The sequence below is a fragment of the Marivirga arenosa genome (assembly GCF_030503875.2).
In the GTDB taxonomy this organism is placed as follows: Bacteria; Bacteroidota; Bacteroidia; order Cytophagales; family Cyclobacteriaceae; genus Marivirga; species Marivirga arenosa.
Map to the genome: position 1 here is coordinate 3,860,242 of NZ_CP129968.2, position 26,948 is coordinate 3,887,189.

Sequence of the window (26,948 nt, forward strand, 5' to 3'; positions counted from 1 at the left end):
ATGGAAATTAATATCTGTAATATTCTGGCTTATATGGGCCTTCAACCGTAACACCGATATATTCCGCTTGATCTTCAGAAAGAGTATCCAATTCAACTCCAATCTTCAATAAGTGTAAAGCCGCAACTTTTTCATCTAAATGTTTAGGTAAAGTATAAACAGCATTTTCATATTTATCCTTGTGTTTCCAAAGCTCAATTTGAGCTAAAGTTTGATTCGTAAATGAATTAGACATTACAAATGATGGATGACCAGTTGCACATCCTAAATTCACTAATCTACCTTCAGCTAATAACACAATCTGCTTTCCAGATTTCATTGTAATTAAATCAACTTGAGGCTTAATGTTATCCCACTCAGCATTATCATGCAACCATGCAACGTCAATCTCATTATCGAAATGACCGATATTACAAAGGATAGCCTTATCTTTCATTAAATCAAACATATCACCTTTGATGATATCTTTATTTCCGGTAGCTGTAACAATGATATCTGCTTCTGGAAGAGCATTAACCATTTTCTTTACTTCAAAACCATCCATTGCTGCTTGTAATGCACAAATAGGATCAATTTCAGTAACAATTACTCTAACGCCAGCACCTCTTAAAGAAGCAGCTGAACCTTTTCCAACATCACCATATCCACCTACAACCGCAACTTTACCAGCCATCATAACATCCGTAGCTCTTCTTATAGCATCTACCAATGATTCTTTACATCCATATTTATTATCAAATTTAGATTTAGTAACTGAATCATTAACGTTAATTGCTGGCATTGGAAGTGTCCCCTTTTTCATTCTTTCATAAAGCCTGTGAACACCTGTTGTAGTTTCTTCTGAAAGACCATTGATACCTTCTGCTAATTCAGGATACTGATCTAATACCATATTGGTTAAATCACCACCATCATCTAAAATCATGTTCAATGGTTTTTTATCTTCACCGAAGAATAAAGTTTGCTCAATGCACCAATCAAATTCTTCAGCAGTCATACCTTTCCATGCAAACACAGGAACTCCTGCTTCAGCAACAGCAGCTGCAGCTTGATCTTGTGTTGAGAATATATTACAAGAACTCCATCTTACTTCAGCACCTAAAGCCGTTAAAGTTTCTATCAATACTGCTGTTTGAATAGTCATATGTAAACAACCCGCGATTCTTGCACCTTTTAAAGGTTGCTCTTTTCCATATTCCTCTCTTAAGGCCATTAAACCTGGCATTTCAGCTTCCGCTAATGTAATTTCTTTTCTACCCCAAGCTGCTAGGGAAATGTCTTTTACTTTGTAATCTTGTGTCTCTATCATTGTATTGTATTTTCTTCTCTAAGAATGCTTTAAGCATTGCAAAATTACCATATAAGTTTTAATTATTAAAGGTTGTAAGTGTTTATTGATCGAAAAGGTTTTCGTTAAGACAAAAGCTTCACTTCTTTAAATTGGTATTTCCTGAAATTTTCGGTTTCATCCTCTATTTCAATCACTCCCTCTGGACTTACTTTTCGAATGATTCCGTTAAACTTTCCAGTAGAATCTTCATAGAAAGCTACTTTATCTTTCAAATAAAGTTTCTCTTCATATAGTTGATGTAAGAGCTTAAAATCTCTGCTTCTCGCTATTAAATAATAATGCTCAATTTTCTCTACAACGCTTAATAAAACCTTTTCCAATTCAAATTTCTTATCAAAAACATTCTTTAATGATGTTGCAGTTGCTAGCAATTCAGAATCTTGATTTACATTAAACCCTATCCCAATAATGCTTTCTGCAATGTTTCCTTTATGTATTGAATTCTCTATTAAAATGCCTCCAATCTTCTTTTTGTTTACAATAAGATCATTTGGCCATTTTACATAAGCTTTTACGGAAGACTCAAATTCTTTAATTACATCCAAAACGGATAGTGAAACTATTCTATTCAGTTCAAATTGTTGACTAGCTAAAAGAAAATTTGGCTTTAAAAAAACTGAAAATGTTAAATTCTCCCCAGGTGGTGAATTCCATTGATTTCCTCTTTGCCCCTTGCCTTTTGTTTGGTGTTCTGTAATGATAATTGCACCTTCGTGAAGCTGTTTTTTGGCAGAGAGTTGTGCCATCAGATCGTTGGTTGAATGACAGCTTGGCAGAGAAATTACTTGTTTCCCTATAAATAAGGTATTGGCAAAGATTTTATGCAATATTATTTCGTAGATTTACAACAAAGAAACATCATAGAGTTGAAACCAAAAAATATTTAATGAATTCAGAAGCTTTAAGCAAAATAGTTGTGCAGGGAATGCAGGAGAAGAAAGCTCAAGACATCACCATTTTAGATTTAACAGATGTTAAAAACGCAGTAGCAGATTACTTTGTGATTTGTTCCGCTACATCTGACACGCAAGTTGACTCCATTTCTGAATCAGTTGAAAAATTCGTTTACAAACAAGCTGATGAAGACGTATGGATGAAAGAAGGAAACAACAATAAGGAATGGATATTAATGGATTTCGTAAATGTTGTTGCCCACATTTTCAAAAGTGAGGTTAGAACTCGTTATAATCTTGAAAACTTGTGGGGTGATGCTAAAGTCACAGAAATAGAAACGGTATAAAAATTTATAATAAACATAATGCTAAATGGTTACGTTATCCATTCAGCATTGTAATAGTTAAATAGTAATGGCAGAAAAACCAAAAGATAGCAAAAGAAAAAAAATCATACCTAAGCCGCCACAAAAGCCAAATTATCAAATATGGGTGATCATAATATTGATCTCAGTTGTGTTTGGTATTTCTTTGTTTAGCGGTAGCAGTAATGCAATAAAGATATCTGAAAAGAGATTTGAAAGAATGTATTTAAGTAATGACATTAAAAAAGTGTTGTTGCTTAAAAATCAAGGTATAGTGGAAGTGTATCTAAAAGAAGATGCACTTCAAAACTCTAAGTATATTCAAGAATTAGAAAATCAAAATCCTTGGAATTATCAACAAGGGCCACATTATTCTTTCGAAATTCCTAGCTTAGATATTTTTGATAAAAACTTCTCAGAATTGGAAAGCCAAGTTCCTGAAGAAGATAGAATTGGATATGAGGTTGAAGAGCGAACTCAGTGGTCTGAAATGTTTTGGAGCTATGGCTTCTTAATATTCCTACTTTTTGGGGTTTGGTTCTTGATGAGAAGAATGTCAGGACAAGCTGGCCCTGGTGGACAAATCTTTAACATCGGAAAATCTAAAGCCGCATTATTTGATGCAGAGAATAAGGTTAAAATCACATTTAAAGATGTTGCAGGTTTAGATGAAGCAAAAGAGGAAGTTGCTGAGATAGTAGAATTCCTTAAAAACCCTTCCAAATTCACAACATTAGGTGGTAAAATACCTAAAGGTGCCTTATTAGTAGGCCCTCCTGGTACTGGTAAAACATTATTAGCTAAGGCGGTTGCTGGTGAAGCAGAAGTTCCATTCTTCTCGCTATCCGGTTCCGATTTCGTTGAAATGTTCGTTGGTGTTGGTGCTGCTAGAGTAAGAGATTTATTTAAGCAGGCTAAAGAAAAAGCGCCTTGTATTGTATTTATAGATGAGATCGATGCAATCGGTAGATCAAGAGGAGGTGGAAGAATGCCAGGATCTAATGATGAAAGAGAAAATACATTAAACTCACTTTTAGTGGAAATGGATGGTTTCTCAACTGATTCTGGGGTCATTATTCTTGCAGCTACCAACAGACCTGATGTGTTAGATTCCGCTTTGATGAGACCAGGTAGATTTGATAGACAAATCAGTATTGATAAACCTGATATCATTGGTAGAGAAGCTATTTTCAAAGTTCACTTAGGTCCATTGAAAGTTTCTAAAGATATAGACGCTAAGAAGTTAGCTGCTCAAACACCAGGATTTGCTGGAGCCGAAATTGCAAATGTTTGTAATGAAGCTGCCTTAATAGCTGCTCGTAGAAACAAAAAAGCAGTGGATATGAATGACTTCCAAGACGCAATCGATAGAGTGATTGGTGGTCTTGAGAAGAAAAACAAAATCATTTCTCCTGATGAGAAAAAAATTGTTGCCTATCACGAAGCAGGGCACGCAGTTGCAGGTTGGTTCTTGGAGCATGCAGACCCATTGGTAAAAGTTAGTATCGTGCCAAGAGGTATTGCTGCATTGGGTTATGCTCAATATTTACCAAAAGAACAGTTCTTGCATCAAACAGAGCAACTTTTTGATGAAATGTGTATGGCTTTAGGTGGTCGTGCTGCTGAAGAAATCGTTTTCGGAAAGATCTCAACTGGTGCACTTAGCGATTTAGAAAGAATTACTAAAATGGCTTACAGTATGGTAAGTGTATATGGTATGAATAGCAAAATTGGTAATGTTTCTTTTTATGATTCTAAAGATGGTGGCGATTATAAATTCACCAAACCTTATTCTGAAGAGACGGCCAGAGTAATTGATGAAGAAGTAGGTAAATTAATTGCTGAGGCATATAAGGCAACTAAAAAATTACTTACTGAGAAAAGGAATGAGTTAGAAATTTTAGCTCAGCAGTTACTTGAAAAAGAAATTTTATTCCAATCTGATTTAGAAAAATTAATTGGGAAAAGACCATTTGAGCATCAAACTACTTATGAGGCATATACTAATGGGAAGAAATCAGAAGCTGCAGAGAAGGAAAAGAAAGAAAAAGCTGAAAAAGAAGAATCAGTTGTAGAGGAATCTACAACGAGTTCGAAAGAGTCTTCTGATAACGCAGAAAATAAATCAGAAGAATAAAAAAATAAACACTTAATTTTAATAGCCTTGCTTTTATAGTGAGGCTATTTTTTTGAGTAATATTTAAGCTTATTTCCTAATCTATTACTAACAGAAAGTGGAATAGACTCTGATTCTAATATCTCTCCATTTTGATCAACAATACTATAAAAAGGAAATTCTCTAATTTTTAATGACTTTCGGTAAATGCTATTTCTGAAAGCCTTTTCTTCTTGAGGAAATAAATGGTGACCTGAAATATTATTTTGATAGACAAAGGACTTTGTTTTTTCTGGTTGTTCATAGGCATCTATACAAAGATGAATGAAATTATATGTTTGATCGAATTCATCTTTAATTTCATTTAATAAACTAAATTCAGAATTCATACCTCTATCCCATGTAGACCAGAAAATCAGGAGACTTTTCTTTTCATTTCCATCTCTTAACAGATATGCTTTTAAAGCATCATCTATATCCAATCCAAAAATAAAATCAATTTCAGAGTTTAAAATGGTATTCTGAATAGCCTTTTTTTGAATTAATGATTCTGCAATCTCTATCTCTCTTGGACTTAATTTACTTTCATATAATCTAAGATTGGCCTTTAAATCACTTTCCGTTAGGGTAGAATTAAAAAAATGATGAAAAGTTAATAATTTGGATTCAGGCAAACTGAAATCCTTTTCAATTTGGGCTTTAACACGAGGATTATCTAAGCCCTTGAAACTAGTTGTATGAAAGTACTTATAATACAGCTTATAAAGTAAATGCCAGTATTCAATATAAGAAGGGACAAAATGAATATATTCATCCTCTATAGTTGAGTCAAAATTCTCAATTGCATAATTGAATAGTTTTTTTGCTGATTTTTTATCCCAAACAATGGTGCTATAAGAATTATCTGAACGATAGTCATCATTATTATTTGCCAGTTTTAATAAACTATCCACAGCAAATTTATAATACATATCTAACGTATGAATTCGGTTCAATTCTGTTGATTGATCACTAAAATCTTTTTTATACCATTCCTGTTTTAGAAGTAGTAGATACCCACTTTGCTTACTTATTCTTTCTAAATCAATTTCTATATCATGACTAAGATTCTCAATCCATAAATAGTAATCCTGATTCCTATAATTTAAAGTATAGAAATGATATATTTTATCATCATTGATATTAAAAACAGTTGATTCAGGATACTCAAATTGAGCTTTGATTATTAGAGCTGTTGGATATGCAGCATCAGAAAGCTTAACCTTATGAGATGACTTATGCAAAAAGCTTACGGTATTAGCCGATATACTAAGTGTGTATACAGTAAAAGTTAAAAGAATAAATATAGATTTCACCTATCCACTATTTATATAATTAAAAGTAAAAATATAAATATTTAACTATAAGTAGGTGTTGAATACTATATTATATTAATGAGCCTTAAATAATTTCCTATAAATAGGTTTTCTGTAAGCAAATTGAAGAAGTAAAACTGGATATAGTATAAAATCGAATAAAATAAAGGGCGATTTGAAGGTGATATCATCTATTATATTTGAGGTTTGCTCAGAAGATTTCTCAACTATATGATGATGTTTCCAATACTTAAGAAAAAAAGGAAGTTTCTCACCTTCATCAATAAATTCAAAAACTGAATCGTCAGTATTATCAAAAGTGATTCTGCTAATCCAATCCTGTTTGAAAAGAATAAAATTTAATTGAAGATGTACCTTATCTCCTTTTTCAGAGCCTCCAAATTCTTTCAACTTTACAGGAGGAAATGGAGGATTTAATGACAAAAATAGCTTTTCATTAAATCCTTCCTTTACTTTTAAATATCCTTGACTTACCTGCGTTTTTAATTTTATATGCATAAACAGGAAATCAAAAATCCGTAGAAATGTTTTAAACTACTCTTTATATTTTGAGCCATATGTGTGCGTAATCACTTTTTTCTCTCCTAACCTGACTTCGAATAATTTATCATATTCATTTTCTGAAATTTTTTCCTGAGGACGCTCTAATCCTAAAGCTTCAATTTGTTCAAGAATCGTATTGCTATGCCCAGATATTAAAATTGTATCTACTTTCATTTCTTTCAGCTGAGAGGCAAAAGCTTCTAAATCTTTTGCATCATAAATAGCAATCTTTTTATTCTGATCTTCTGCAATGGGTTTAACTGTCTCCTTCGTACGAACAAAATCTGTTGAAAAAATAGAATCCACTTGAATATCTTTAAACCAACTTACTAAATCAACAGATCTAATAACTCCATCAGTTGTTAATGCTGGGTCATTTTTGGGGACTGTATCTTTTTCTGCATGACGAACTAGATAAATAACTTTGCCGTCATTTGAATTACTACAAGCCGTTATAAAAAATGCTAAAAATATAATAGCGATTAAATTTCTCATACTCATTATTATTTATTTACACTTTAGGGAATGCCACTATAAATTTAGCTCCCTTTCCTAATTCACTTTCACACCAAACACTTCCATTCATTTCTTCAACATATTTTTTTACAATGGATAAACCCAATCCTGTTGAAGTTTCATCTCCTGTTGGCTTGGCAGTTAATGTCATGTATTTAGTGAAGAGTTTTACTTTATCTTTTTCAGATATCCCCGGCCCTTCATCTTTCACATAAATATGATGAAATTCATGATGGGTTTCCGTACCAATGCTCACTTTACTTCCTTTTGGTGAAAATTTTAAGGCATTACTTATTAAATTTTCAAATACTTGTTTTAGGAAAAATGAATCTACCATTACATTTTTCCCAAAATTTATCTTTGAGCTATCGATTGTAATATTTTTTGACTCAGCTTTTTCTTTAAATTCAGAAACGGTCTCTTTTAAAACTCTAGAGATATCCACCTCTCTAATTTTATAATTTAAACTCTTCTTCTGAATGGATTCTAAATCTAATATACGTTCTACCAATTCCTTTAAATGCGCATTCGAATATTCTAATTTTTCAAAGATATCTGACTCTTCCTTATCCCACTTTTCACTTTTAAAACTTAACAAGGTAATTAAGCCAGTCATCTGATTTATAGGACTTTTTAAATCATGGGCTACAATTCCAATTAAATCATCTTTTTGCTTGTTAAGGTCAGTAAGCTCTTTGTTTTTTATTTGTAGCAATTGCCTCTGATGAGATACTTCATCTTTATTTCTATTCAACTCCACTAAGGTTTCCTGCAACTGTTGTGACTTTTCTTTCAGCAATATATTATCACGATGACGTATACGGTTTGACCTAACTAATAATATAGTAATGATAACAACAAATACTAAACTGACACTTACTGATACTATAATGGTCCATTGTTGTTCTTTTTGCTTTTCAGATGCTATCAAACTCTGGCTTTGAATTTCTTTTTCCTTGTTTAAGAAAGCAATTTCATCGGCTCTATCCGAAACATTATCACCTGCTAATCCCCATATCAACTCTGAATAATCATTTCCTAAATATCGCCTAATTATCTTATCTGCCTCCGCCCTATAAAGATAGCTTTCAAAATAATTCTGAATAGATTTATCCCATCCTTTATTAAGTTGATATATAAAACGGTATCCATCCCTCTTGACTTGAAATTTACTATGTCGCTTAACTGGGTATCCTTTACCAATTTCAATCACATAAAAGGGAAGCCCTACATATCCTACCATTTCTTTGTTTCTACTTACCAAACGAATAATATCTTCATCATTGGGTACATCAACATAATTTAAGTCTAAATCAAATTTTTCACTTAAACGATCTAAATCTGTTTTATAGGTTGTACTTGACATTGTAGCTGCTTCAAATCCATCTATATGGCTTTTCAAATTCCGACCATCCTTTAAAAACGGGACTGATAAATGAGTAATGAAAACACTTACATCTGGCATGTAAGAATAAGAAAAGCCAACTAGTTTTGATCTCTCATCTGTTTTGGAGATAACTGACACTCCAAATGAAGGGACATCAGATTTTTTAACATATTCAAATACTGAATCAAAAGTGGGTACCTGCTCCCATTCTACAAAAAGCTTAACAGAATATTTTTTTTCTATAAAGCGGAGGTAGGAATCCATCATCTCCTTTTCAATACCAAGTAAATTCCCTATATCATCTTTGTAGATAAAAGGTTCTATGGGATAATAAAATACTTTCACCTTGGCTGAACCTTCATCAACCATTTCCTGAAATGATTGTCCATTAACAGAAATAGCCAATAAAAAGCATAATGACCATATGGTGAAATATTTCTTCAAACAGATTAGACGTTTAATATATTAAATTAAGCAGAATGCAATTCATAAAAAAAATAATTACGCTTTTATGAATATAATTCTGATACGATTAATCTGAAAGATATAATAATTAAAAGAAAATGAAATACAATATTTAGGATTATGAGGTATAAAATCGATAAACCATCGAAATTGAACGAATGCTTATTTCTTAATCATTATTTGTAAAATCACCATTCTTAATAGCCCTAAATATTTCTACCCAAGACATCGGATTTAGTAAAGGATTAATTCTTACTGAATTTTTAGTTTGGTCATAAAAAGCCTGTTGCTGAACAAACCATCTATGATTCATTGAACCATCCGCTGGAAGAGTTTTATACATTTCCTGAAGAGTAGCAGGATCTAAATTTTTATTAATATTACTGTATTCACTAGGTAGTCTAACGGCTAGTACGGCCTTTTTAAAGGCTTCAGCGGTTGGAGGCATATTGTAAACCTGAACCTCATTTAACATTTCAGTATCTTGTTCTAGTTGAAAAACAACTCTGAGGGTAGAAGTCTTAATTTCTGGAACTACATAAGTTGCTTTTTTAAACCCTACCGCACTAATTACCAAGCTGTCTCCTTCTAAAGCTGGCATAGAAAAGAATCCATATTCATTTGTAGAAGTACCTCTTCCATATACTGGAGTATAGATGTGTACACCAGGAATACTTACACTATCCTGATCTAAAACAACCCCCGTAAATTGTATTACCTTATCCGATTTTTCTTCTTCTTGCGAAAAACCAAAAAAGGGAACGAATACAATCAATAAAAGTAATATGGATTTCTTGAGTGACATCTTCTACAAATATAATAGATAAATGCGAATAACTGAAAAAATTAATGCATAGCAAGAACTTCATTCAATTAATCTTCCTTCAGTCTAACGACTTAAGTATTCATTAGTTATAGACCTTTTCAATTATTTATAAAAATGTAAATTCAATAAAAAATTAAGATCTGTCATAGAAACAAGTTTTCATTAAAACTTAACAGGAAATAGTGAATCTGATGACCAATTATTCGGTTAATCATATTACATTCATGGTTAATTAATTTTATGAGACTAAAGAATTTTACATTAAATTTTAGCGTTCAATTTTATAAGTGTTTGTCTGATGATTCAAGGCTTAGATTATTGTTTTTAGTTCATCAGAACCAAGAAATGTGTATATCAGATCTTGAATTAATATTAGACTTCACGCAAGCCAAAACGTCCAGACATTTAACTTACTTAAAAAACAATGGAGTGTTGAATTCAAAGAAAGTAGATCAGTGGGTGTTTTATTATGTAAAGGAAGAGGTGAAGGATTTATTGGCACAGACCTTTAAATTTGTGGAAAAGGATCAACAGCTTCAAAAAGATTTAGAAACGTTCAAAGTAATGTATACCAACAGAACTTTAGCATTAAACAAATTACACAGCAAAAAATGGGTAAAATAAATCAATACAAACACATATTTTTTGATTTAGATCATACGCTTTGGGACTATGAGAAAAATTCTGAAGAAGTATTAAATGAATTATTTCTAAAATATCAACTTGAAAAACTAGGAGTCATTAGTTGTAATCATTTTCAAGAATGCTTTGAGCATATCAATAAAGATTTATGGAATGAATTCAACAAAAATAAAATCAATAGAGATACCATCAGAGAGCAAAGGTTTTTAAGAATTTTAAATCAATTTCAAATTGATGATGCTGAATTAAGTAGTAAACTATCAGATGAATATTTAATGCTTTGCCCTACTAAACCACATTTAATGCCCTTTACCATTGAAGTTCTTCAGTATTTGAAGGAGAATTACCAATTGCACATTTTAACAAATGGCTTTAATGATGTGCAAAAAATTAAATTGGAGAAATCTAATCTTCATCCATACTTCGCTACTGTTGTAACCTCTGATAGTGCGGGTTATAAAAAACCCATGACCTCAATTTTTAAATATGCTGTTGAAAAAGCAGATGCAAGAATAGAAGAATCAATCATGATCGGGGACAACTTACAAACTGATATTTTAGGAGCTCGCAACTTTGGAATGGATACAGTTTATTACAATCCTGGTAAAGAAAAACATAAATCAAGAGTGACTCACGAAATTGATTGTTTAAGTCAATTAAAAACTATTTTTTAATTGCTTATTTGATAACTGAACATCTAATTACACGTTCAATTGCTTTGTATTCAAATTATTGGAATAATAATTGTTAGGTATTTTACAAAAGCACTAGATTCTATCAACTAAAATTAACGGCAAAATGCTAAAGATATTTTTAACTACCATTTTTTCATTTTTATTCCTTTTAGGCCTCACAGCTCAAAACATACAAGTTAAAAATTCAGGCTTCGGAAAAGGCGAAAATGCCATAATATTGCTTGATAGTGGTTATAGCAAATACAATGAAAATTTTGAACTAATTTTCACTCATACTACTAAAATTGAAATTCTTAAAGAGGCAGGCTTATCATGGGCAAAAGTAATGATTCCGTATAGCGATGAAGATTCACTTATTTTTATCCAAGGCCAAACCTATAATTTAGATGAAAATAGAAGTTTATTGATAGATTCATTGAGTACATCAGATATTGAATCTGAAAAAGATAATGGTTTTATTAAAAACTATTTTGAATTACCCAATGCAAAAGTTGGGAGTATTGTTGAATATAGCTATCAAATTAAAATTAAAGATTGGCAACAACTTAACACCTGGTATTTCCAAAATGATATACCAGCTTTGAAATCAACCTATACTACAGAAGTTCCAAATTATTTACTTTTCTATAAATATTTAGAGGGGTCTATTAGCTTAAGTGATTTTAACAGACGTACTGTAAAAAAGATCATTTCAAACAAGCAAACAGACGTATTAATAGAGGATTTTGTTATGGATAGTGTACCTGCTTATGTGGAAGAAGAAGATGTACCAGGAGGAGATTATTTCATTTCTAAATTAAAATTTAAACTTGCTGAATATACGTTACCCAGAAATAATACTGAATTTTTATTGCCTCAAAACTATGAAGAATTAGCTTACAATTGGGCCGGTTCTCCTTTCTTTAGAGATGTTTATAGAAGGAGTAGTTATCTTCAACCTACAGTCGATAAAATTTATCACCCTGACTTATTAAAGTTAGATGTAATCAGAGGATTTTACTTTTTCATGAGAAATAATTTCACGGTAGACTTCTCATTTAATGATAAAAGTTTGGAAGAAGCATTTAACGCCAGAAGAGGGACGCCTCAACAAATTAATATGCTTTTAACAAAGCTTTTAAACCAATCAGGTTTAGACGCTTATTTAGTGGCTTTGAGTTCAATGGATAATAGGCCTACTTATCCTGATAATCCTTATTTCGAACTTTTTAATGCTTACATAAGCTTGGTACGCTTAAATGGTAAAAATTATTTGTTGGATGCCTCAAATAAGAACCTATTATTCAATATGCTTCCTCCAAATTACATAACAAATGGTGGATTAGTAATTTCAGAAGATGCGCCTGGTTTTATTCCTCTTGATTTTAATTTTGAAGACAAGGAGTTTATAACTGGAAACTTTACTATTACCGACTCTGCTTCAATTGTAGGTGATTACGAAGTGAAAAGAGAAGGGTATGCAGTCTACGCTTTTGATTCTCGCTTTTTAAACAGTAATAGAAGTTATAATGATTACCTCATAGAAACCATATTCGAAAATATGGATTGGAATATTAAAAAACATGAAATTAAAGATGAATTTGATGAGAATAAAGAACTTAAAGAATACTTATCATTTGAAAAACCTGCTGATTCAATAGCTAAAAACTATATGGAAATAAAACCTGTTATTTTCAACGAATTTCCTGAAAACCCACTTAAAGCAGATGAAAGGCAAAATCCTGTAACTCTATATACTCCCTATATCAGGAAGGCGAGTTTTACTTATACTTTACCCGATGGCTGGCAGGTTTTAAGATATCCTGAAAACAAAAGTATCGCCTTAGAAGATGGTAAGGGGAAATTTTTATATGAATACAGAAAAGTAGAAAACGCGATAAAAATTTCTTATACAATTGATTATGATCAAGTAATTTACATGCCCGATGAATATTCAATGATAAAAACATTCTTTCAGGAAATATCAGATGCCTTAAGCCAGGAAATTATTATAATTCGATAAGTTACTGTGATCTCTTAGATATAATAAACTTTCAGCTACTATATCGCCCATTGATTTGCATCTATTGAAAGATTCATGTTTATAGTGATCTGCCAATTCAGCTTTGAGATTGGCAACGTTTTTAGGAATTGATAAGGTATCTTTTCGCATTGATTTCATCAGTTCCTTTAGGTTTCTTTCAGAAGCTTTCATTCTATTCAAAATTAAGGTACGCTCTTCCTTTTGATACTGTTTAACAGTAGTGGGAGTCATTAATTCAAGACCAATTTCTATGATCGGGTTATTTTGCTTGAAATATTGCGGCATGTAAACTGCTTTTCTTCCCTCATAGGATTGCTGATCAAAATCAATCGATTTAATTCTGTAATGTATTTCTTCAAAATCAGGGGTTATATCAATTACAAAATTACTAGAATGCATATCTCCTAATAAACGGACAAAGCAGCGCTCTGTAAATTTAACAAATTCCTTGGCCAATCGAATTTTATTCAGCTTACCATCATTCATATAATTTTTTATGAACTGATCACCTGGAATCCCTGGGATATGTTCTTCTATCAGAGTATTGCCATTTACGATATAACTCATTCTATTTGGTGACAACAGATGCTCTAATTCTAAGCCATATATTCTGGAAGCATCTGCTTTTTTAATGTAGAAATAATCGAAGTTATCATTGATCTTATTTACAATCCGAACTCTGAAAGGGTAGGTATTTCCATAAGTACATGCATCTACTCTGTCCACATAAAGATGTTCCATAACAGACAAATCCCCATCGGCTTTTAATATGGCGTAAATATTTTTTAAGCCATAATAAATATGCTTCATATCATCTTGAGAGAAAAATAAGGTTTCCCATAGCGTATCATTGTCATCGCTATCATAGAGGGGGATTGCATTTTCCGCTCTAGTGAGATCATCATACTTGATGGGAATATCTACATGCCTCCCATTCTGATGCAAATATTTCATTAAATTATCACTTACCGGAAATATATTCTTCTTCTTACTGATTAAAGCCATATTCGAATATAAAGCCTTTTCAGCAAAAATTTATCATGCAGTCTTCTTACGTAATTTAAAATCTTCTGATGTATTATTTAAAATGGAATCAATTTCTATCTCTTGTAGTTTTTTATTTATTGATTTATCTGATGAAGTATCAGCATAATAAACTAGTGACCAATTACCATCCCGATCTTCTGCAAGTGCACTCATACTTTCTACCCAATCTCCAGAATTCATATAAATGATCCCGTTAATTTCCTTTAAAGCTGCCTGGTGGATATGACCACAAATAATACCATCGCAATCTTTAATTTTAGCTATTTCTGTCAACTGTTTTTCAAAATCATCTATATAAGAAACCGCTGATTTAACTTTCGATTTAACTACTTGACTTAAAGAATAATAAGGCAAGCCTTTTTTTCTTCTATATTGGTTATAAAGTGAATTGACCCAAAGCAAAAAGGTATATCCTACATCTCCAAGTTTTGCCACCCATTTTAAATTAGTGGTTATGGAATCAAAAATATCACCATGAACAACATAAAATTTTTTGCCATTACTTTCAATCGTTAAATCTCTTGTAATGGTTAAATTCCCAACTTTAAAAGGTAGAACCTGATCTAAAAAATCATCATGGTTTCCTCTTAGATAGATCACTTCTGTTTTATGATCCTCAATCATTTTTAAAATTCTATTAAAGAATCGGGTATGTTTGCGTTTCCATGTGCCGTATTTTTTGAGTTGCCAACCATCAATTATATCTCCATTCAATATTAATCGATCACAACTGCATTGCTTTAAGAATTTCACTAATTCTTTAGCTTTTGAGCCTTTAGTGCCTAAGTGCACATCGGAAATCACTAGTGTTTTGTAATGTGTTATCATAACCTCTTTTGGTTTCTTAAAGGTCATGATTGATTATTACTTGTTGTTTATCAACTTATTAAAGAATTAAAAAGGAATAGATTGAGTTAGACTCAAGAATAAATATTGAAATAAAAATTGAGCAACATTAAATTAATATATAAAAGCTTAACATTAATGATTGCATAGCATCACCTTTCCTTTATCACAATACCTCTTCGCTGCACAGAACTGAACTGTATGAAACCTAATGGTAGGTTTTCGGGATTAGTCAAATTTTTAATGTTGGTAGTAGGGTTTACCGGTGGCGGACTGAATACCCCTCCATCATTAAATAGTAGATTTATGAACTCAACATAATATTGATACATATCTTCATTTAAAGTATACAGTTCTAGCCCTACTGAATCTTCAGGTTCAAAAGAACCTGGTACTGGAAGCGCAACAAACTCTTTCCCGAAAAATTCTGAACTTAGTACTGAATTTGAAAAGTCACCTCTCGAATTTTGAAGTGTATCATTTACGGTAACATCAAGCTTAAAATATTCAATCCCCTCATTGTTGAGTTTACCATTTACAAACATAAAATAGCCTTCTCCAAAAGAAGGTTGACCAATTGCTTGTAATTCCTCATTTGATAAATAATATAAGGAATCTAATGTAGCATTTTGCAATATTACTCCTGTTGCTTCTAAAAGCTCCCCTTTTGCCTCTATTTGAAGCTTATATTCTTCTCCCATGCTTAAAGCAACTTGAGTAGAAGTGATATAAGAACTATCCTCATTATTGTAAACAAAATTAACTATAAGGTTATTCTTGGAATCCAATAAACTAACCTCTGCATCTTTAAAGGGCTCTAAATTCCCAGTATCATAGAAGTTTAAAGTCTCAGATATTTTAATTCTCTGAAATGATGCCTCATCCAGTAACTTCCCTTCAATTACTAACCTTTTTTCCGATTGTGTTAAATCAACATCAATGATCTCTTGACAGCTCCAGCTTAAAAGAACTGTAATCAATAAACTCACTATTTTTAGTCTGTTCTTTTTCATCAGTTAAAAGAAAAATTATAGGTTACAGAAGGTATTATTCCGAATAAGGCCGTTTTAACAGCTGCGGGTCTTGTACTTGTGATTGGACCATCTTCAGAAGAATCGAAAGTGGGATCATTATTATTTACCTGTCGGAATTCAATAGAAAAAGGATTCTTACGATTATAAACATTATAAAAAGAAACATTAATTTCATGATTAAACTTTTCCGATCTGCTTTTTAAATCGTAATTAAATCCAAGGTCTAATCTGTGGAAATCAGGCATTCGGCTCGTATTTCTTTTGGAGTCATCATAGTAAGGGATATTCTGTCCGTTTACAATATACCTTCCTTGTGGAAATGTAACAGCCGCCCCGGTTGAATACACCCAGTTTCCAGATAATGACAATCTTTCAGAAAACTTATGAGATAAAACCAAGGCAATATCATGAGGCTTATCGTATCGAGCCAAGTAGGGCTCTCCACTAGCTACTCCTTCAATTTGCCTTTGGGTTCTTGAAAGTGTATAACTTAACCAGCCACTTGTTTTTCCAACATTCTTCCTGAGCATGAATTCAGCTCCATAAGACCAAGCGATACCATCAGCTACTGCTGTTTCAATTCTATCATTTAATAATACATCTTCACCAGGAAGAAAATCAACAACATTTTGCAACCATTTATAATAACCTTCTACCGAAACTTCCCATGCATTATCCTTGAGATTTTTGAAATACCCTAAAGCCACTTGATCCCCTATAACAGGTTTAACATGATAATCTGCAGGAATCCATCTATCTGTTGGAAATCCAGCAGTTGAATTACTCGCTACTTGAAGATATTGCCTCATTCGATTATAAGAAGCTTTTAAGCTTGTAGTAGAATTCACTAAATATCTAATCCCTAATCTGGGCTCAAAGCCACCGTAATATTTAACCAGCTCTCCATTACCATAAGCTTCGGTTCGAATCTCATTTTCAGGGCTTTTCCTTAGGCCTTCTTCATAAATAGAAACAGAGTCTGGCCCAATCTTGGCAAAAGAAGAATACCGAATTCCATACTCCATACTCAATTTGTCCGAAATGGTATGTTGATTACTTATATACAAAGCAGTTTCAACTGCATAATCATTTTGGAGATTGAAGCTTTGAATATTATTATCCTGAGAAGTGATTTCAGCAGGAGCGAAAATGTGGTAGATAGCATTAGCCCCAAAAAACAAGGTGTTATTATTATTTAAAAAGTAATCGAAATCAAACTTCAGATTGTACTCTTCTAATCCTGACTTCCAATTAAATCCAGTTCCAGCAGAGTTGACATCAAAACCATAATTGTAATTACTATACAATAGGGTTGTGTTTAAGAAAAGCTTATCGTTAAATAGATGATTCCAACGCGTTGAAACGGTTGAATTTCCCCAATCAAACCCAAAAAGATCTTGAAAACCTAGCTTATCTCTTCCAAAGTAGCCAGAAACAAATACTTTATCTTTATCACTAAATCTGTAATTAAACTTGGTATTAAAATCATAAAAATAGAGTGTATTATTTCTTAAGTTTTCATCCTGTGCAAAAGTTAAAAACACATCTGCATAGGTTCTTCTACCAGAAAGTAAGAGAGAAGATTTATCTTTAACTACTGGAATTTCTGCCGTTAATCGACTGCTAATACTTCCAATACCTCCTGATGCTTCAAATTCTTGATTATTTCCTTCTCTCATTTGAATATCCAAAATAGAGGATATTCTACCCCCGTATTTAGCGGGAATTCCTCCCTTATATATTTCAACATTTTTAACAGCATCAGGATTAAACACAGAAAAGAAGCCCAGCAAATGGCTTGCATTATAAACAGTGGCTTCGTCTAATAAAATTAAGTTTTGATCTGAACTTCCTCCTCTCACAAACAAACCTGAAGTTCCCTCCCCAGCAGTGGAAACACCTGGCAATAATTGCAATGATTTAACCACATCTACTTCACCAAACAAGGCTGGAATCGATTTTATCTTTTTAATGTCTAACTTCTCAACGCTCATTTTAACAGAACTTACGTTTTCATCTGAGCGGGTAGCAGTTACCACTACTTCATCCAAACTTGAAGCCTCCTCCTTTAAATTAAAGTTTATAGAAATATCTTTATCAACAGTTATGTCAACTTGCTTAGTCTCATATCCAACATAACTGACCATTAATGTGTAGGATCCTTTGGCAAGTTCAAAGGAATAATAACCATAAACATTAGTGGCCATTCCAGTCCCTGGATTATTCTTATCTACTACGGTTGCACCAATTAATACTTCACCAGAGCCTGCCTCTTTTACATAACCGCTGACAGAAAATTTTTGAGCATTGAGTTGAAGGCTCAAAATGAATGAGAAAAAGAAAACTAAGTATTTAATAATATGATTCATAGGGTTCTTTAAAATCCAGGAATTATCCCGCAAAAACGCATTTTAACATTTATAGTTGATTATAATTAAATAAACAGGGGATTGTTTATATGGAAGGTTGATATTCAAGACAAATAAAAAAACCGATAGCTCTTTTACATTACTATCGGCTGTTAATTCTTTCAAAGAATTTATGATTATTCGGCTGAGTGTACCTTTTCATCAATATATTTAACTGCCTCATTGATAGTTGAAAATTTTTCGGCATCCATATCTGGAATTCTAATATTAAAATGTTGTTCGAATTCCATTACTAATTCTGCATAATCCAGAGAATCAATTCCTAAATCTTTTATAAAACTGGCATCCGCTGTGATTTCTGAACTCGCTATACCTAACTTATCAACTAATATATTGGTGATAGTTTTTTGGATTTCTTCTTTCGGCATTTTGGTTACTTTTTCCACAAATATACTTTTTTAAGGGGTAATCACTAAAATTTTAATGTAAACTCTGTACCTTCTCCTAACGTAGATTGAACAGATATATTTCCCTGATGCTTTCTCATAATCTCTTTAGACAAGCTCAGACCAATTCCTGATCCATTTTTCTTTGTTGTAAAAAACGGAATGAATATTTTCGTTAAAGCTTCTGGTTCTATTCCTACACCATCATCCTTAACACTTATTACGACTCTTTTTTTCGTGTCGAGGTTGGAACTTATCCATATATTTTTTTCAAGCTGCTCGGAATCAAAAGATTCAGAAGCATTTTTTACGAGATTAATTAAAACTTGTTCAATTAATTCACGGTCAATTGGAATTTCCCCTATTTTTTCATCAAATGATTTATGGATGGTGACAGATTTCTCATTCATGTCTTTACTCATAAGTAACATAATACCTTCTAAAACAGTATTGATATCTTCATTTTTAAGTTTTGGATTTGGTGTATGAGTCAAATTCCTAAATTCATTTAAAAATCGAATTAACCCTTCACTTCTGCTTTCAATGGTTTTTAATGAATACATTAAATCATCCATATCATCTTTCTGAAGTGGTACAGCATTATCTTGGTTTACCTTATAATCGGAAAGCATTTCTCTTGTTGTACCGGTAAGAGATGAGATTGGCGTTACAGAATTCATAATTTCATGAGTAAGCACTCGAATTAAATTCCTCCAAGCTTCCATTTCCTTCTCATCCAATTCAGTCTGAATATTTTGGAGTGATACTAATTTAAATTGCTTATTATGAAGTTGTAACTCTATTGCATAAACTGACAGTTGCCTGCTTTCTTCTCCAATATTTACTTGAACTAATTTACTCCCTCCCGTTTTTAGCTCACGAAAAGTAGAAACTAGCTCCTCATTAATTTTAGTAAGTTGTTGAATATTATTTACCTGATAAGTAGTATTTAAAAGCTTCTTAGCAGCAAAATTATAAAGTTGAATATCTCCAGTTTTATTAAAAGTTATGATTCCAATCCCTACATGTTGTACTATATTCCTGAAATATTGGTATTCTTCTTCTTTCTCCTTTTGCCTCTCTCTAATTGAATTCAATATAGAATTAAATTGAGTTCTTAATAATTCGTTCTCTTCCGTAGATTCATTAGGTAAATCAGCCTGTTTTATCTGCTCTAAAAAACGAATGATAGAAATCTCATTTCTAGCTTGTTCCTTGAAAAATGCTCTCCCTTGAATAATCACTAATACAAAAAAGACCAACCCTAAAAATACTGAACCACCGTCAACAGAAACAAAAGCCCACACAAAAATGGTTATGCTGATGAGTAATAAGCGTATTATGAATCGCTTTAAAAGTGGATTATTGAAGGTCATATTTGCTTAATCTTCTGTATAATGAAGCTCTGGTTAATCCCAACTCCTCAGCTGCTTTAGAAATATTCCCTCCATGAATTTGAATTGCTTTTTGAATGGTTTGTTTTTCTACATCCTCTAAATTAAAACTATCGTCAAGCTTAGATTGAGCACTGGAGCTGCTATTTTTTGAAAGAAAAAAGAAATCATCCGCTTCTAGCATATTTCCATCAGCCATAATTAATGCTCTTTCAATAGCATGTTGCAATTCTCTGATGTTTCCTGGCCACTGGTATTTTTGTAATAATCGTAATGCATTAGGGCTGATCTTCATCTGATCCTTTTTATACTTTTTAGCATACATAGAAATAAAATGGTCCGCTAACAATGGAATATCTTCTACTCGTTCTCGCAAAGCAGGTAAATGGATTTCAACCGTGTTTATTCGATATAATAAATCCTGGCGAAAATCACCTTCATGAACTCTTGCATCTATATCTTCATTCGTGGCACAAATTAATCGAGTATCAAAGGGAATAGCTTCATTACTACCTAATCGAGTAACTGTTCTACTTTGTAATACATTCAGGAGTTTTGCTTGAAGCGGTGCACTTAAATTCCCTATCTCGTCTAAAAAAATGGTTCCTTTATCTGCAATTTCAAATCTCCCGGCTCTATCAACTTTTGCATCTGTAAACGCACCTTTTTTATGTCCAAAAAGTTCACTTTCGAATAAGGAATCTGTTAGAGCTCCCATATCCACACTTACAAAAGAATGATCCTTACGATTAGATTTTTTATGAAGGGCTCTGGCAATTAATTCCTTTCCAGTTCCATTTTCACCCAATATCAAGACATTAGCATCAGTAGCAGCAACTTTATCTATTATGGTAAATACGTTTTGTAAAGCCTTACTTTCTCCAATAATAGATTTGAATGGAGCGTCAATCGATTCTTGAAGTTGCTGTTTTTCCTGCTCTAGTTTACTCACTTGATTATAGGAATTTTTCAATTGTGCTGCAGCGTGAATTGTAGCAACTAACTTTTCATTTTGCCATGGCTTTAATACGAAATCAGTTGCTCCTTTTTTTAATGCATTAACTGCTGTTTCAACGTCTCCAAATGCAGTGATTAAGATGACTACCGCTTTAGGATCTTTTTCCTTGATTTGTTCCAGCCAATACATCCCTTCTTTGCCGCTGGTTGTATCTTGACTGAAATTCATATCCAGTAGAATTACATCATAAGTAGCTTGATTAAGTAAGAAAGGAATTTTTCGAGGATCCTTTTCAATCATAACTTCTTTTACATGTTTTTTGAGCAACATTTTCGCTGCAAACAAAACATCTTCATCATCATCGATTATAAGTACTTTATTAATTTCTTTGTCCATGTTTTCGAATTATAAGATCATTAGGATAAAAATAATGCCAGAGAGAAAACACCCCTTTTATGATACAATTTAGGAATATGCTTGGAATAATTGTTCGAAATCGAACATAATTGTTACGAATCTGAACGATTTTAGGATAAAAGCCAGAATATTTTTTCTTTAGGGAATGATAGTGGTAACTTTGTGGTTTATAAAAGGAAATTACAAAAGCAAAAATTATGTCAACAGCAAAAAAAGGCGACAAAGTAAAAGTTCACTACACAGGCAAATTAACAGACGGTACTGTTTTCGATAGCTCTTTAGAGAGAGAACCTATCGAATTCGAATTAGGTGCTGGTCAAATGATTGCCGGTTTTGACAAAGCAGTAGATGGGATGGCTATTGGAGACAAGAAAACAACTGATATCCCTAGTGCTGAAGCTTATGGTGACAAAAGAGATGATATGATGGTTCCGGTTCCTAATGATAAAGTTCCGGCTGAAATAAAACCTGAGGTGGGCATGCAATTATCTATGCAACAGCCTGACGGTCAAGCTTTACCTGTATTAGTTGCAGAAGTAAATGATGATCACATTGTATTAGACGCTAACCATCCGTTAGCTGGAAAAGATTTAAGTTTTGAAATTGAATTAGTTGAAATCAACTAATCTTGAATTAAGTTAAAACTAAAGCCCGATTTCGATCGGGCTTTTTTATTGGCTTAAATTCTCTTTTTATCTCACACTACTTTTCAAGATAATTTTAGCAAATAAATTGGGGAATAATCTTTTTACTAATACACCAAATCTTTCAGTTCCACCGATTACTGCTTCTAATTTATTTTTCTCCACAGCCTTAATGATTTTTTTTGCGCATTCTTGAGCAGTCATTCCATTGGCTTGGGCATTATCCATTTCTCCAGTAGGCTTACCATCGGCACCTAATGCATTTACTGAAACATCCGTTTTAATAAAGCCAGGGCATATCATTGTCACCTTAATGTTATCATGATGTAATTCTGTTCTTAAAGAGTCAAAGAAACCATGAAGAGCATGTTTAGCCGCAGCATAGGATGAACGCCAAGGTGATCCGAATTTACCTACTAAGCTACTCGTAACTACCAAATGACCTGATTTCTGATTGACCATATGAGGCGCTACAGCTTTTGTAAGTGCTATTGTCCCAAAATAGTCGATTTCCATGATTTGCCTATCTACGGCTAAATCAGTTTCTAAAGCCATTCCTCTTTGAGAAATTCCACCATTATTAAATAATAAATCAATTCTCCCAAATTGATCTAAAACTTCTGCTACTTTAGACTGGAAAGAATTTATATCTGCTAAGTCAAGAGGCAGAATCATAATATTTTCTGGCTTTGGAGATTTAGCTTTAACCTCTTCTAAAACTTCCTTTCTTCTAGCCGAGATTATTACTTTAGCACCTTTATCAATTAATTCATAAACTATTGCTTCTCCAATTCCAGAACTAGCCCCAGTAACCCAAGCAATTTTATCCTTTATTTTAGTCATATATCAAGTCAATTTTAAGAAAAAGCGAATTTACACTTTAAAAACGAGTTACAAATGCATCAGGAAAGCGATCAGCAATTTTTAATTTTAGCTTATCTGCCTTTTTTCGATTTCCGAAATCGCCTAAAATAAGGGCATAAACTTTATTTCCGTTAAGTTCTTTTACTTCAACGATTACATTAGTGCGATAAGATTTTTCAATATTTTCAGCAAGCTTTAACATATTATCGAAGCCTCTAAAACTGCCAACCTGAACTCCATAGCCTGAGGGTTTTGTTCTTTCAACTCCTAAATCAAAATAGCTCTCATTTTCAATATTCTGATCAATTTGGACTGGGCGATTACTATTCGTTTTACCATCCCCTGCATCAATCACTTCAATTTTTACTTCGGCTAAGCCCTGATTAATGAATTTTAATTTTTCAGCTGCCGATCTTGATAAATCAATTACTCTACCTTCAACAAAAGGACCTCTGTCATTTATTCTTACTTCTACAGCTTGATTGTTGGAAGTATTGGTCACTTTTACTACAGTTCCAAAAGGCAATGTTTTATGTGCTGCTGTTAATTTATTGTGTTTATATTTTTCACCACTAGCAGTAAGTTTTCCTTCAAACTTATCCGCATAAAAGGAGGCTTTTCCGATTTGAATTTGGGCTTGCGCTATATTGAAAGCAAAACAGAAAAGGAATAAAATATAGAGTTTCTTATTGAGCATTTGGAGTATTATTTAAGTAAACGACAATTTAATGTTTGTAAAACTATTTTCACAATAATTTTTAAACGCTTATTTTGCCAAAGTTTAGAATTAAGAAGAATTTGATTTCAGAAAAAGGACTTTTACGCCTCTCTTTATTATTTGCAATACTCTGCTGGCTTTCATTAGTTTTAGCAGACATATTTCTGTTATTCGCAGAAATAAATCAGGCTAATGCTGGAATCACGAAAGAAATTCCCCAGTTATTACTCACTCTTTATATCATTCTATTCTATTTTTTCTTTAAAATCAGGATTCAGAAAGCTGAAAGTATCAATTTCATTGATTTACTATGGCATGTATTTTCAACAGGCCTAATTGTATCCCTAATTCAGTTAGCTGTAAGCTTATTCTTTTACCTTTTGAGTGATAGTAAGTTAATGCAAAACCCATTAATGATTAACTTTTTCTATCATGTGAATTTGGGGGCTATTATAGTGTTTCTTGTTTCCACATTTATCGTTTGGAAAAGGCTAATACTCTACCAAAAGAATAAAAGACTATTAATCATATGGCAAGTTTTTGAATACTCATTATTAGCCTCCTTATTATATGGCTTTTTCCAAACCAATGTTCAACAATGGCTATTTAATGGCTTATTAGGTTTTTTCTTTCTTTTCGGAATAATCCTATCCTTTAATTTAAAATGGATAGCCTATCTTAATTTTAAGCAAAAGTGGAGAAGTATTTTATTACTAGTTCTAGTAATTCTATATCTATATTATTTTATCAATAATTTATTCAACTTCTCACAAGAGTTTAATCTTGTTCTGGATTTATTAGATAATATTTATATTCTTTCAGTTGCAGGTTTTATCTTTTTATATGCTCTGATTTCTATTTTAGTAATTCTGTTCAATTTACCTACTTCTTCTGTTTTTGAGCAGAAAATTAGTGAGGTGCTTAACTTTCAACGTCTAAGTCAGTCTATTCAAAAAGGGGATAATGAAAACCAGGTATATGAAGTTTTATTAGAAAGTAGTAATAACGCAGTTTTCTCAACCAGCTCATGGTTAGAAATTTATGAAAATGAGGAGACCATAAACACTTTAACCTATAATATTACAGACCTTAAAATAACACAAGTCAGAAAAAGCATTCAGGACAGTGGGATTTTTGCTTATTTGAATAAACAAAAATCCAATAACTTCGAAAAGGATTTAAACTACAATAAGTTAACATCTAATTTGAATGATCCTGATTATGGTTCTGTATTAGTTATGCCGTTAATCATACAAGAAAGACAAATTGGGCTATTAGTAGTTTTGAAGGATGTTACTGATGGATTTAATAAAGAAATGGTAAACATTATCAGTTCTTTTGTAAATCAGGCCTGTATTTCGATTGAAAACTTTGAATTACTCTCTGAAGCTCTTAAAAACGAACGCTATAAAGAGGAATTAAAAATTGCTGAAAGAGTGCAAAAAAGCCTCTTACCCCAATCACTGATTTCAAATGAAGAATTTGAAATGATCGCTTTTTACGAATCGGCTGATGAAGTAGGTGGTGATTATTATGATTTCTATAAAATAAACGATACTAAAACAGCGGTAATTATAGGTGATGTTTCAGGAAAAGGAACTTCTGCATCATTTAATATGTCTCAAATGAAGGGCGTATTCCATAGCTTAGTGCAGTTTAATTTAGATTCAAAAACATTTCTTACCAAGGCGAATCATGCCTTAAGTAGCTGTTTGGAAAAATCCTCTTTCATCACTGCTGCATATTATAATATTGACCATCAGGAAAAGAGCATTAGTTTTTCAAGAGCCGGTCATTGCCCAGGATTGTTCTACAGCAAAAAAGATGATAAAGCAGCCTTTTTCAAAAATAAAGGTATGGGATTGGGAATAGTAAGAAATGACAACTATGAAGATTTTATAGACATTAACAAAATATATTACAACTCCGGTGATATTCTTTTCTTATACACAGATGGAATAATCGAAGCTAAAAATACGGACGGTGAAGAGTTCGGGTATAATAGATTAAGTCAATATTTACAGGAAACTAACGGAAATAGCCCACAAGAAATTCAAAAAGGGCTAATTAAATATTTATATGATTTCATAGGTTCAGAGGACCTGGAAGACGACTATACTGCATTAATAATTAAATTTTTATAACATGACAGTCAACTTCCTGAAAATAAGCTCGTAATAAAATTTGTATGATTAATATTAATACACATAAAGAAGAAGAATTTAGCCTCCTTAAAGTTGAAGGAGACGTAGATGCTAGTTCAAGCATTCATTTAGACGAAGCATTAACGGAATTGTCAAATGATGAAAGCGTTAAAAATATTTTAGTAGATGGCTCTGATCTCAACTATATTTCTTCTGCAGGGCTAGGTGTATTCATGTCATATATTGATGACTTTAAAAGTAAGAACATAAAAATGATCTTATTTGGCTTAAGCGAAAAAGTATTGAATGTATTTCAAATTTTAGGGCTTGACCAACTTATGAGTATTGTCAGCAATAAGCAGGAAGCGAAGGAGAAATTACATGAAGTTCAATCTTAAAGTATATTGTGAAAAAACACGGCTAAAGGATATTCGGAATTTTATTTCTGAAAAGCTGAAGGCCTATGTGCATGATGATTTGGAAATCAACCAAATGGTATTGGCGGTGGATGAAATCTGTGCTAACCTCATCATTCATTCCAATTACTGCAATGCAAATGAAGCCATTAATTTGGAGGTATTTGTTGAAAAAGATGGCGTTACATTTGAGATTTCTGATGAAGGAGAAAAATTTGATATCAAGAAATACAAAGAGCCATCCATTGAAGAAGTAGTACAAACTAAGAAAAAAGGTGGAATAGGTTTATTGTTAGTAAATAAAATCATGGACAAGGTTGAATTCACGAACAAGGAAAAGAAAAATACCTGTATCCTCTATAAAAAGTTTGGACAAAGCCAGAAAAGTTAATTTATCTTCGCTTCATTCTCTTTAATATTTTATTGTGTAAATCCATTTACATAAATTGCTTC

General features: G+C 32.3%; 25 protein-coding genes. 9 read left to right on the top strand and 16 right to left on the bottom strand.

Annotated features, from left to right (window positions below; translation table 11 throughout):
- Positions 1-7: 7 nt before the first annotated feature.
- Together ahcY and QYS47_RS16600 are read right to left on the bottom strand one after the other, a co-directional pair.
- Complete coding sequence (gene ahcY / locus QYS47_RS16595; RefSeq protein ID WP_308355633.1) at positions 8-1,309, bottom strand: adenosylhomocysteinase; 1,302 nt, start codon at positions 1,307-1,309, stop codon at positions 8-10.
- A gap of 104 nt (positions 1,310-1,413) precedes the next feature.
- Positions 1,414-2,178, bottom strand: a complete 765-nt coding sequence (locus QYS47_RS16600; RefSeq protein WP_302122656.1) for a biotin--[acetyl-CoA-carboxylase] ligase — start codon at positions 2,176-2,178, stop codon at positions 1,414-1,416.
- A gap of 59 nt (positions 2,179-2,237) precedes the next feature.
- Here QYS47_RS16600 and rsfS point away from each other — a divergent pair, with 59 nt between their 5' ends.
- Complete coding sequence (gene rsfS / locus QYS47_RS16605) at positions 2,238-2,591, top strand: ribosome silencing factor (protein WP_322347181.1); 354 nt, start codon at positions 2,238-2,240, stop codon at positions 2,589-2,591.
- Positions 2,592-2,658: 67 nt separating this feature from the next.
- On the top strand, positions 2,659-4,746 hold the full coding sequence (gene ftsH, locus QYS47_RS16610) for an ATP-dependent zinc metalloprotease FtsH (protein WP_308355631.1): 2,088 nt from the start codon (positions 2,659-2,661) through the stop codon (positions 4,744-4,746).
- 44 nt (positions 4,747-4,790) lie between these two features.
- On the opposite strand, the gene QYS47_RS16615 is transcribed toward ftsH, so the two are convergent.
- From QYS47_RS16615 to QYS47_RS16635, 5 genes are all read right to left on the bottom strand, one after another.
- Positions 4,791-6,080 (bottom strand): TlpA family protein disulfide reductase, encoded by a 1,290-nt coding sequence (locus QYS47_RS16615; protein ID WP_322347182.1) that lies wholly within the window; start codon positions 6,078-6,080, stop codon positions 4,791-4,793.
- A gap of 75 nt (positions 6,081-6,155) precedes the next feature.
- Positions 6,156-6,599: an SRPBCC family protein gene (locus QYS47_RS16620; protein ID WP_302122652.1), complete on the bottom strand. Its 444-nt coding sequence runs from the start codon at positions 6,597-6,599 to the stop codon at positions 6,156-6,158.
- 36 nt (positions 6,600-6,635) lie between these two features.
- Positions 6,636-7,139, bottom strand: coding sequence for a histidine phosphatase family protein (locus QYS47_RS16625; RefSeq protein WP_322347183.1), 504 nt, complete (start codon positions 7,137-7,139; stop codon positions 6,636-6,638).
- 16 nt (positions 7,140-7,155) lie between these two features.
- Positions 7,156-8,991 (bottom strand): ATP-binding protein, encoded by a 1,836-nt coding sequence (locus QYS47_RS16630; RefSeq protein ID WP_322347184.1) that lies wholly within the window; start codon positions 8,989-8,991, stop codon positions 7,156-7,158.
- Between the two features lie 190 nt (positions 8,992-9,181).
- Positions 9,182-9,817, bottom strand: a complete 636-nt coding sequence (locus QYS47_RS16635) for a carboxypeptidase-like regulatory domain-containing protein (protein ID WP_302102289.1) — start codon at positions 9,815-9,817, stop codon at positions 9,182-9,184.
- A gap of 261 nt (positions 9,818-10,078) precedes the next feature.
- On the opposite strand from QYS47_RS16635, the gene QYS47_RS16640 reads away from it, so the two are divergent.
- From QYS47_RS16640 to QYS47_RS16650, 3 genes are all read left to right on the top strand, one after another.
- Entirely contained in the window at positions 10,079-10,462 is a 384-nt protein-coding gene (locus tag QYS47_RS16640; protein ID WP_302102290.1) for an ArsR/SmtB family transcription factor, read from the top strand.
- The gene (locus QYS47_RS16645) at positions 10,450-11,154 is read left to right on the top strand and encodes a YjjG family noncanonical pyrimidine nucleotidase (RefSeq protein ID WP_322347185.1); all 705 of its coding nucleotides are present in this window, start codon (positions 10,450-10,452) and stop codon (positions 11,152-11,154) included. The genes QYS47_RS16640 and QYS47_RS16645 overlap by 13 nt, the downstream gene beginning before the upstream one ends.
- Before the next feature lie 124 nt (positions 11,155-11,278).
- Positions 11,279-13,177, top strand: coding sequence for a DUF3857 domain-containing protein (locus QYS47_RS16650; protein WP_322347186.1), 1,899 nt, complete (start codon positions 11,279-11,281; stop codon positions 13,175-13,177).
- Here the strand turns inward: QYS47_RS16650 and QYS47_RS16655 are convergent.
- The 7 genes from QYS47_RS16655 to QYS47_RS16685 all read right to left on the bottom strand — a co-directional run bounded on the left by QYS47_RS16655 (position 13,148) and on the right by QYS47_RS16685 (position 21,688).
- Entirely contained in the window at positions 13,148-14,203 is a 1,056-nt protein-coding gene (locus QYS47_RS16655; RefSeq protein ID WP_302122635.1) for a hypothetical protein, read from the bottom strand. The two genes, QYS47_RS16650 and QYS47_RS16655, sit on opposite strands and share 30 nt — an antisense overlap.
- A 33-nt stretch (positions 14,204-14,236) precedes the next feature.
- Positions 14,237-15,073 (bottom strand): UDP-2,3-diacylglucosamine diphosphatase, encoded by an 837-nt coding sequence (locus QYS47_RS16660; RefSeq protein ID WP_302104052.1) that lies wholly within the window; start codon positions 15,071-15,073, stop codon positions 14,237-14,239.
- Between the two features lie 170 nt (positions 15,074-15,243).
- Positions 15,244-16,104: a DUF4249 family protein gene (locus QYS47_RS16665; protein WP_308355626.1), complete on the bottom strand. Its 861-nt coding sequence runs from the start codon at positions 16,102-16,104 to the stop codon at positions 15,244-15,246.
- Positions 16,104-18,494, bottom strand: coding sequence for a TonB-dependent receptor (locus QYS47_RS16670; protein WP_322347187.1), 2,391 nt, complete (start codon positions 18,492-18,494; stop codon positions 16,104-16,106). The genes QYS47_RS16665 and QYS47_RS16670 overlap by 1 nt, the downstream gene beginning before the upstream one ends.
- Before the next feature lie 176 nt (positions 18,495-18,670).
- Complete coding sequence (locus QYS47_RS16675; RefSeq protein WP_407660342.1) at positions 18,671-18,940, bottom strand: acyl carrier protein; 270 nt, start codon at positions 18,938-18,940, stop codon at positions 18,671-18,673.
- Between the two features lie 26 nt (positions 18,941-18,966).
- A complete protein-coding gene (locus tag QYS47_RS16680; protein WP_322347188.1) occupies positions 18,967-20,316 on the bottom strand; it encodes a sensor histidine kinase in 1,350 nt (449 codons plus the stop codon).
- A complete protein-coding gene (locus QYS47_RS16685; protein ID WP_308355623.1) occupies positions 20,303-21,688 on the bottom strand; it encodes a sigma-54-dependent transcriptional regulator in 1,386 nt (461 codons plus the stop codon). Before QYS47_RS16685 ends, QYS47_RS16680 begins: the two co-directional genes overlap by 14 nt.
- A 218-nt stretch (positions 21,689-21,906) precedes the next feature.
- Between QYS47_RS16685 and QYS47_RS16690 the strand changes: the two genes are divergently transcribed.
- Positions 21,907-22,335, top strand: a complete 429-nt coding sequence (locus QYS47_RS16690; RefSeq protein WP_302102301.1) for an FKBP-type peptidyl-prolyl cis-trans isomerase — start codon at positions 21,907-21,909, stop codon at positions 22,333-22,335.
- Between the two features lie 66 nt (positions 22,336-22,401).
- Here QYS47_RS16690 and QYS47_RS16695 read toward each other — a convergent pair whose 3' ends face one another.
- The gene (locus tag QYS47_RS16695) at positions 22,402-23,196 is read right to left on the bottom strand and encodes an SDR family oxidoreductase (RefSeq protein ID WP_308355622.1); all 795 of its coding nucleotides are present in this window, start codon (positions 23,194-23,196) and stop codon (positions 22,402-22,404) included.
- A 37-nt stretch (positions 23,197-23,233) separates the two neighbouring features.
- Positions 23,234-23,914 carry a septal ring lytic transglycosylase RlpA family protein gene (locus tag QYS47_RS16700; RefSeq protein ID WP_322347189.1) on the bottom strand — a complete coding sequence of 227 codons (681 nt, stop codon included), beginning with the start codon at positions 23,912-23,914 and terminating at the stop codon, positions 23,234-23,236.
- Positions 23,915-23,988: 74 nt separating this feature from the next.
- Between QYS47_RS16700 and QYS47_RS16705 the strand changes: the two genes are divergently transcribed.
- Genes QYS47_RS16705 through QYS47_RS16715 form a run of 3 tightly spaced genes read left to right on the top strand, consistent with a single transcriptional unit; the run spans position 23,989 to position 26,886 of the window.
- On the top strand, positions 23,989-26,079 hold the full coding sequence (locus QYS47_RS16705; RefSeq protein WP_322347190.1) for a GAF domain-containing SpoIIE family protein phosphatase: 2,091 nt from the start codon (positions 23,989-23,991) through the stop codon (positions 26,077-26,079).
- 44 nt (positions 26,080-26,123) lie between these two features.
- Positions 26,124-26,477: an STAS domain-containing protein gene (locus QYS47_RS16710; RefSeq protein ID WP_302102305.1), complete on the top strand. Its 354-nt coding sequence runs from the start codon at positions 26,124-26,126 to the stop codon at positions 26,475-26,477.
- Positions 26,461-26,886: an ATP-binding protein gene (locus QYS47_RS16715; RefSeq protein ID WP_302122608.1), complete on the top strand. Its 426-nt coding sequence runs from the start codon at positions 26,461-26,463 to the stop codon at positions 26,884-26,886. Before QYS47_RS16710 ends, QYS47_RS16715 begins: the two co-directional genes overlap by 17 nt.
- Positions 26,887-26,948 lie beyond the last annotated feature (62 nt).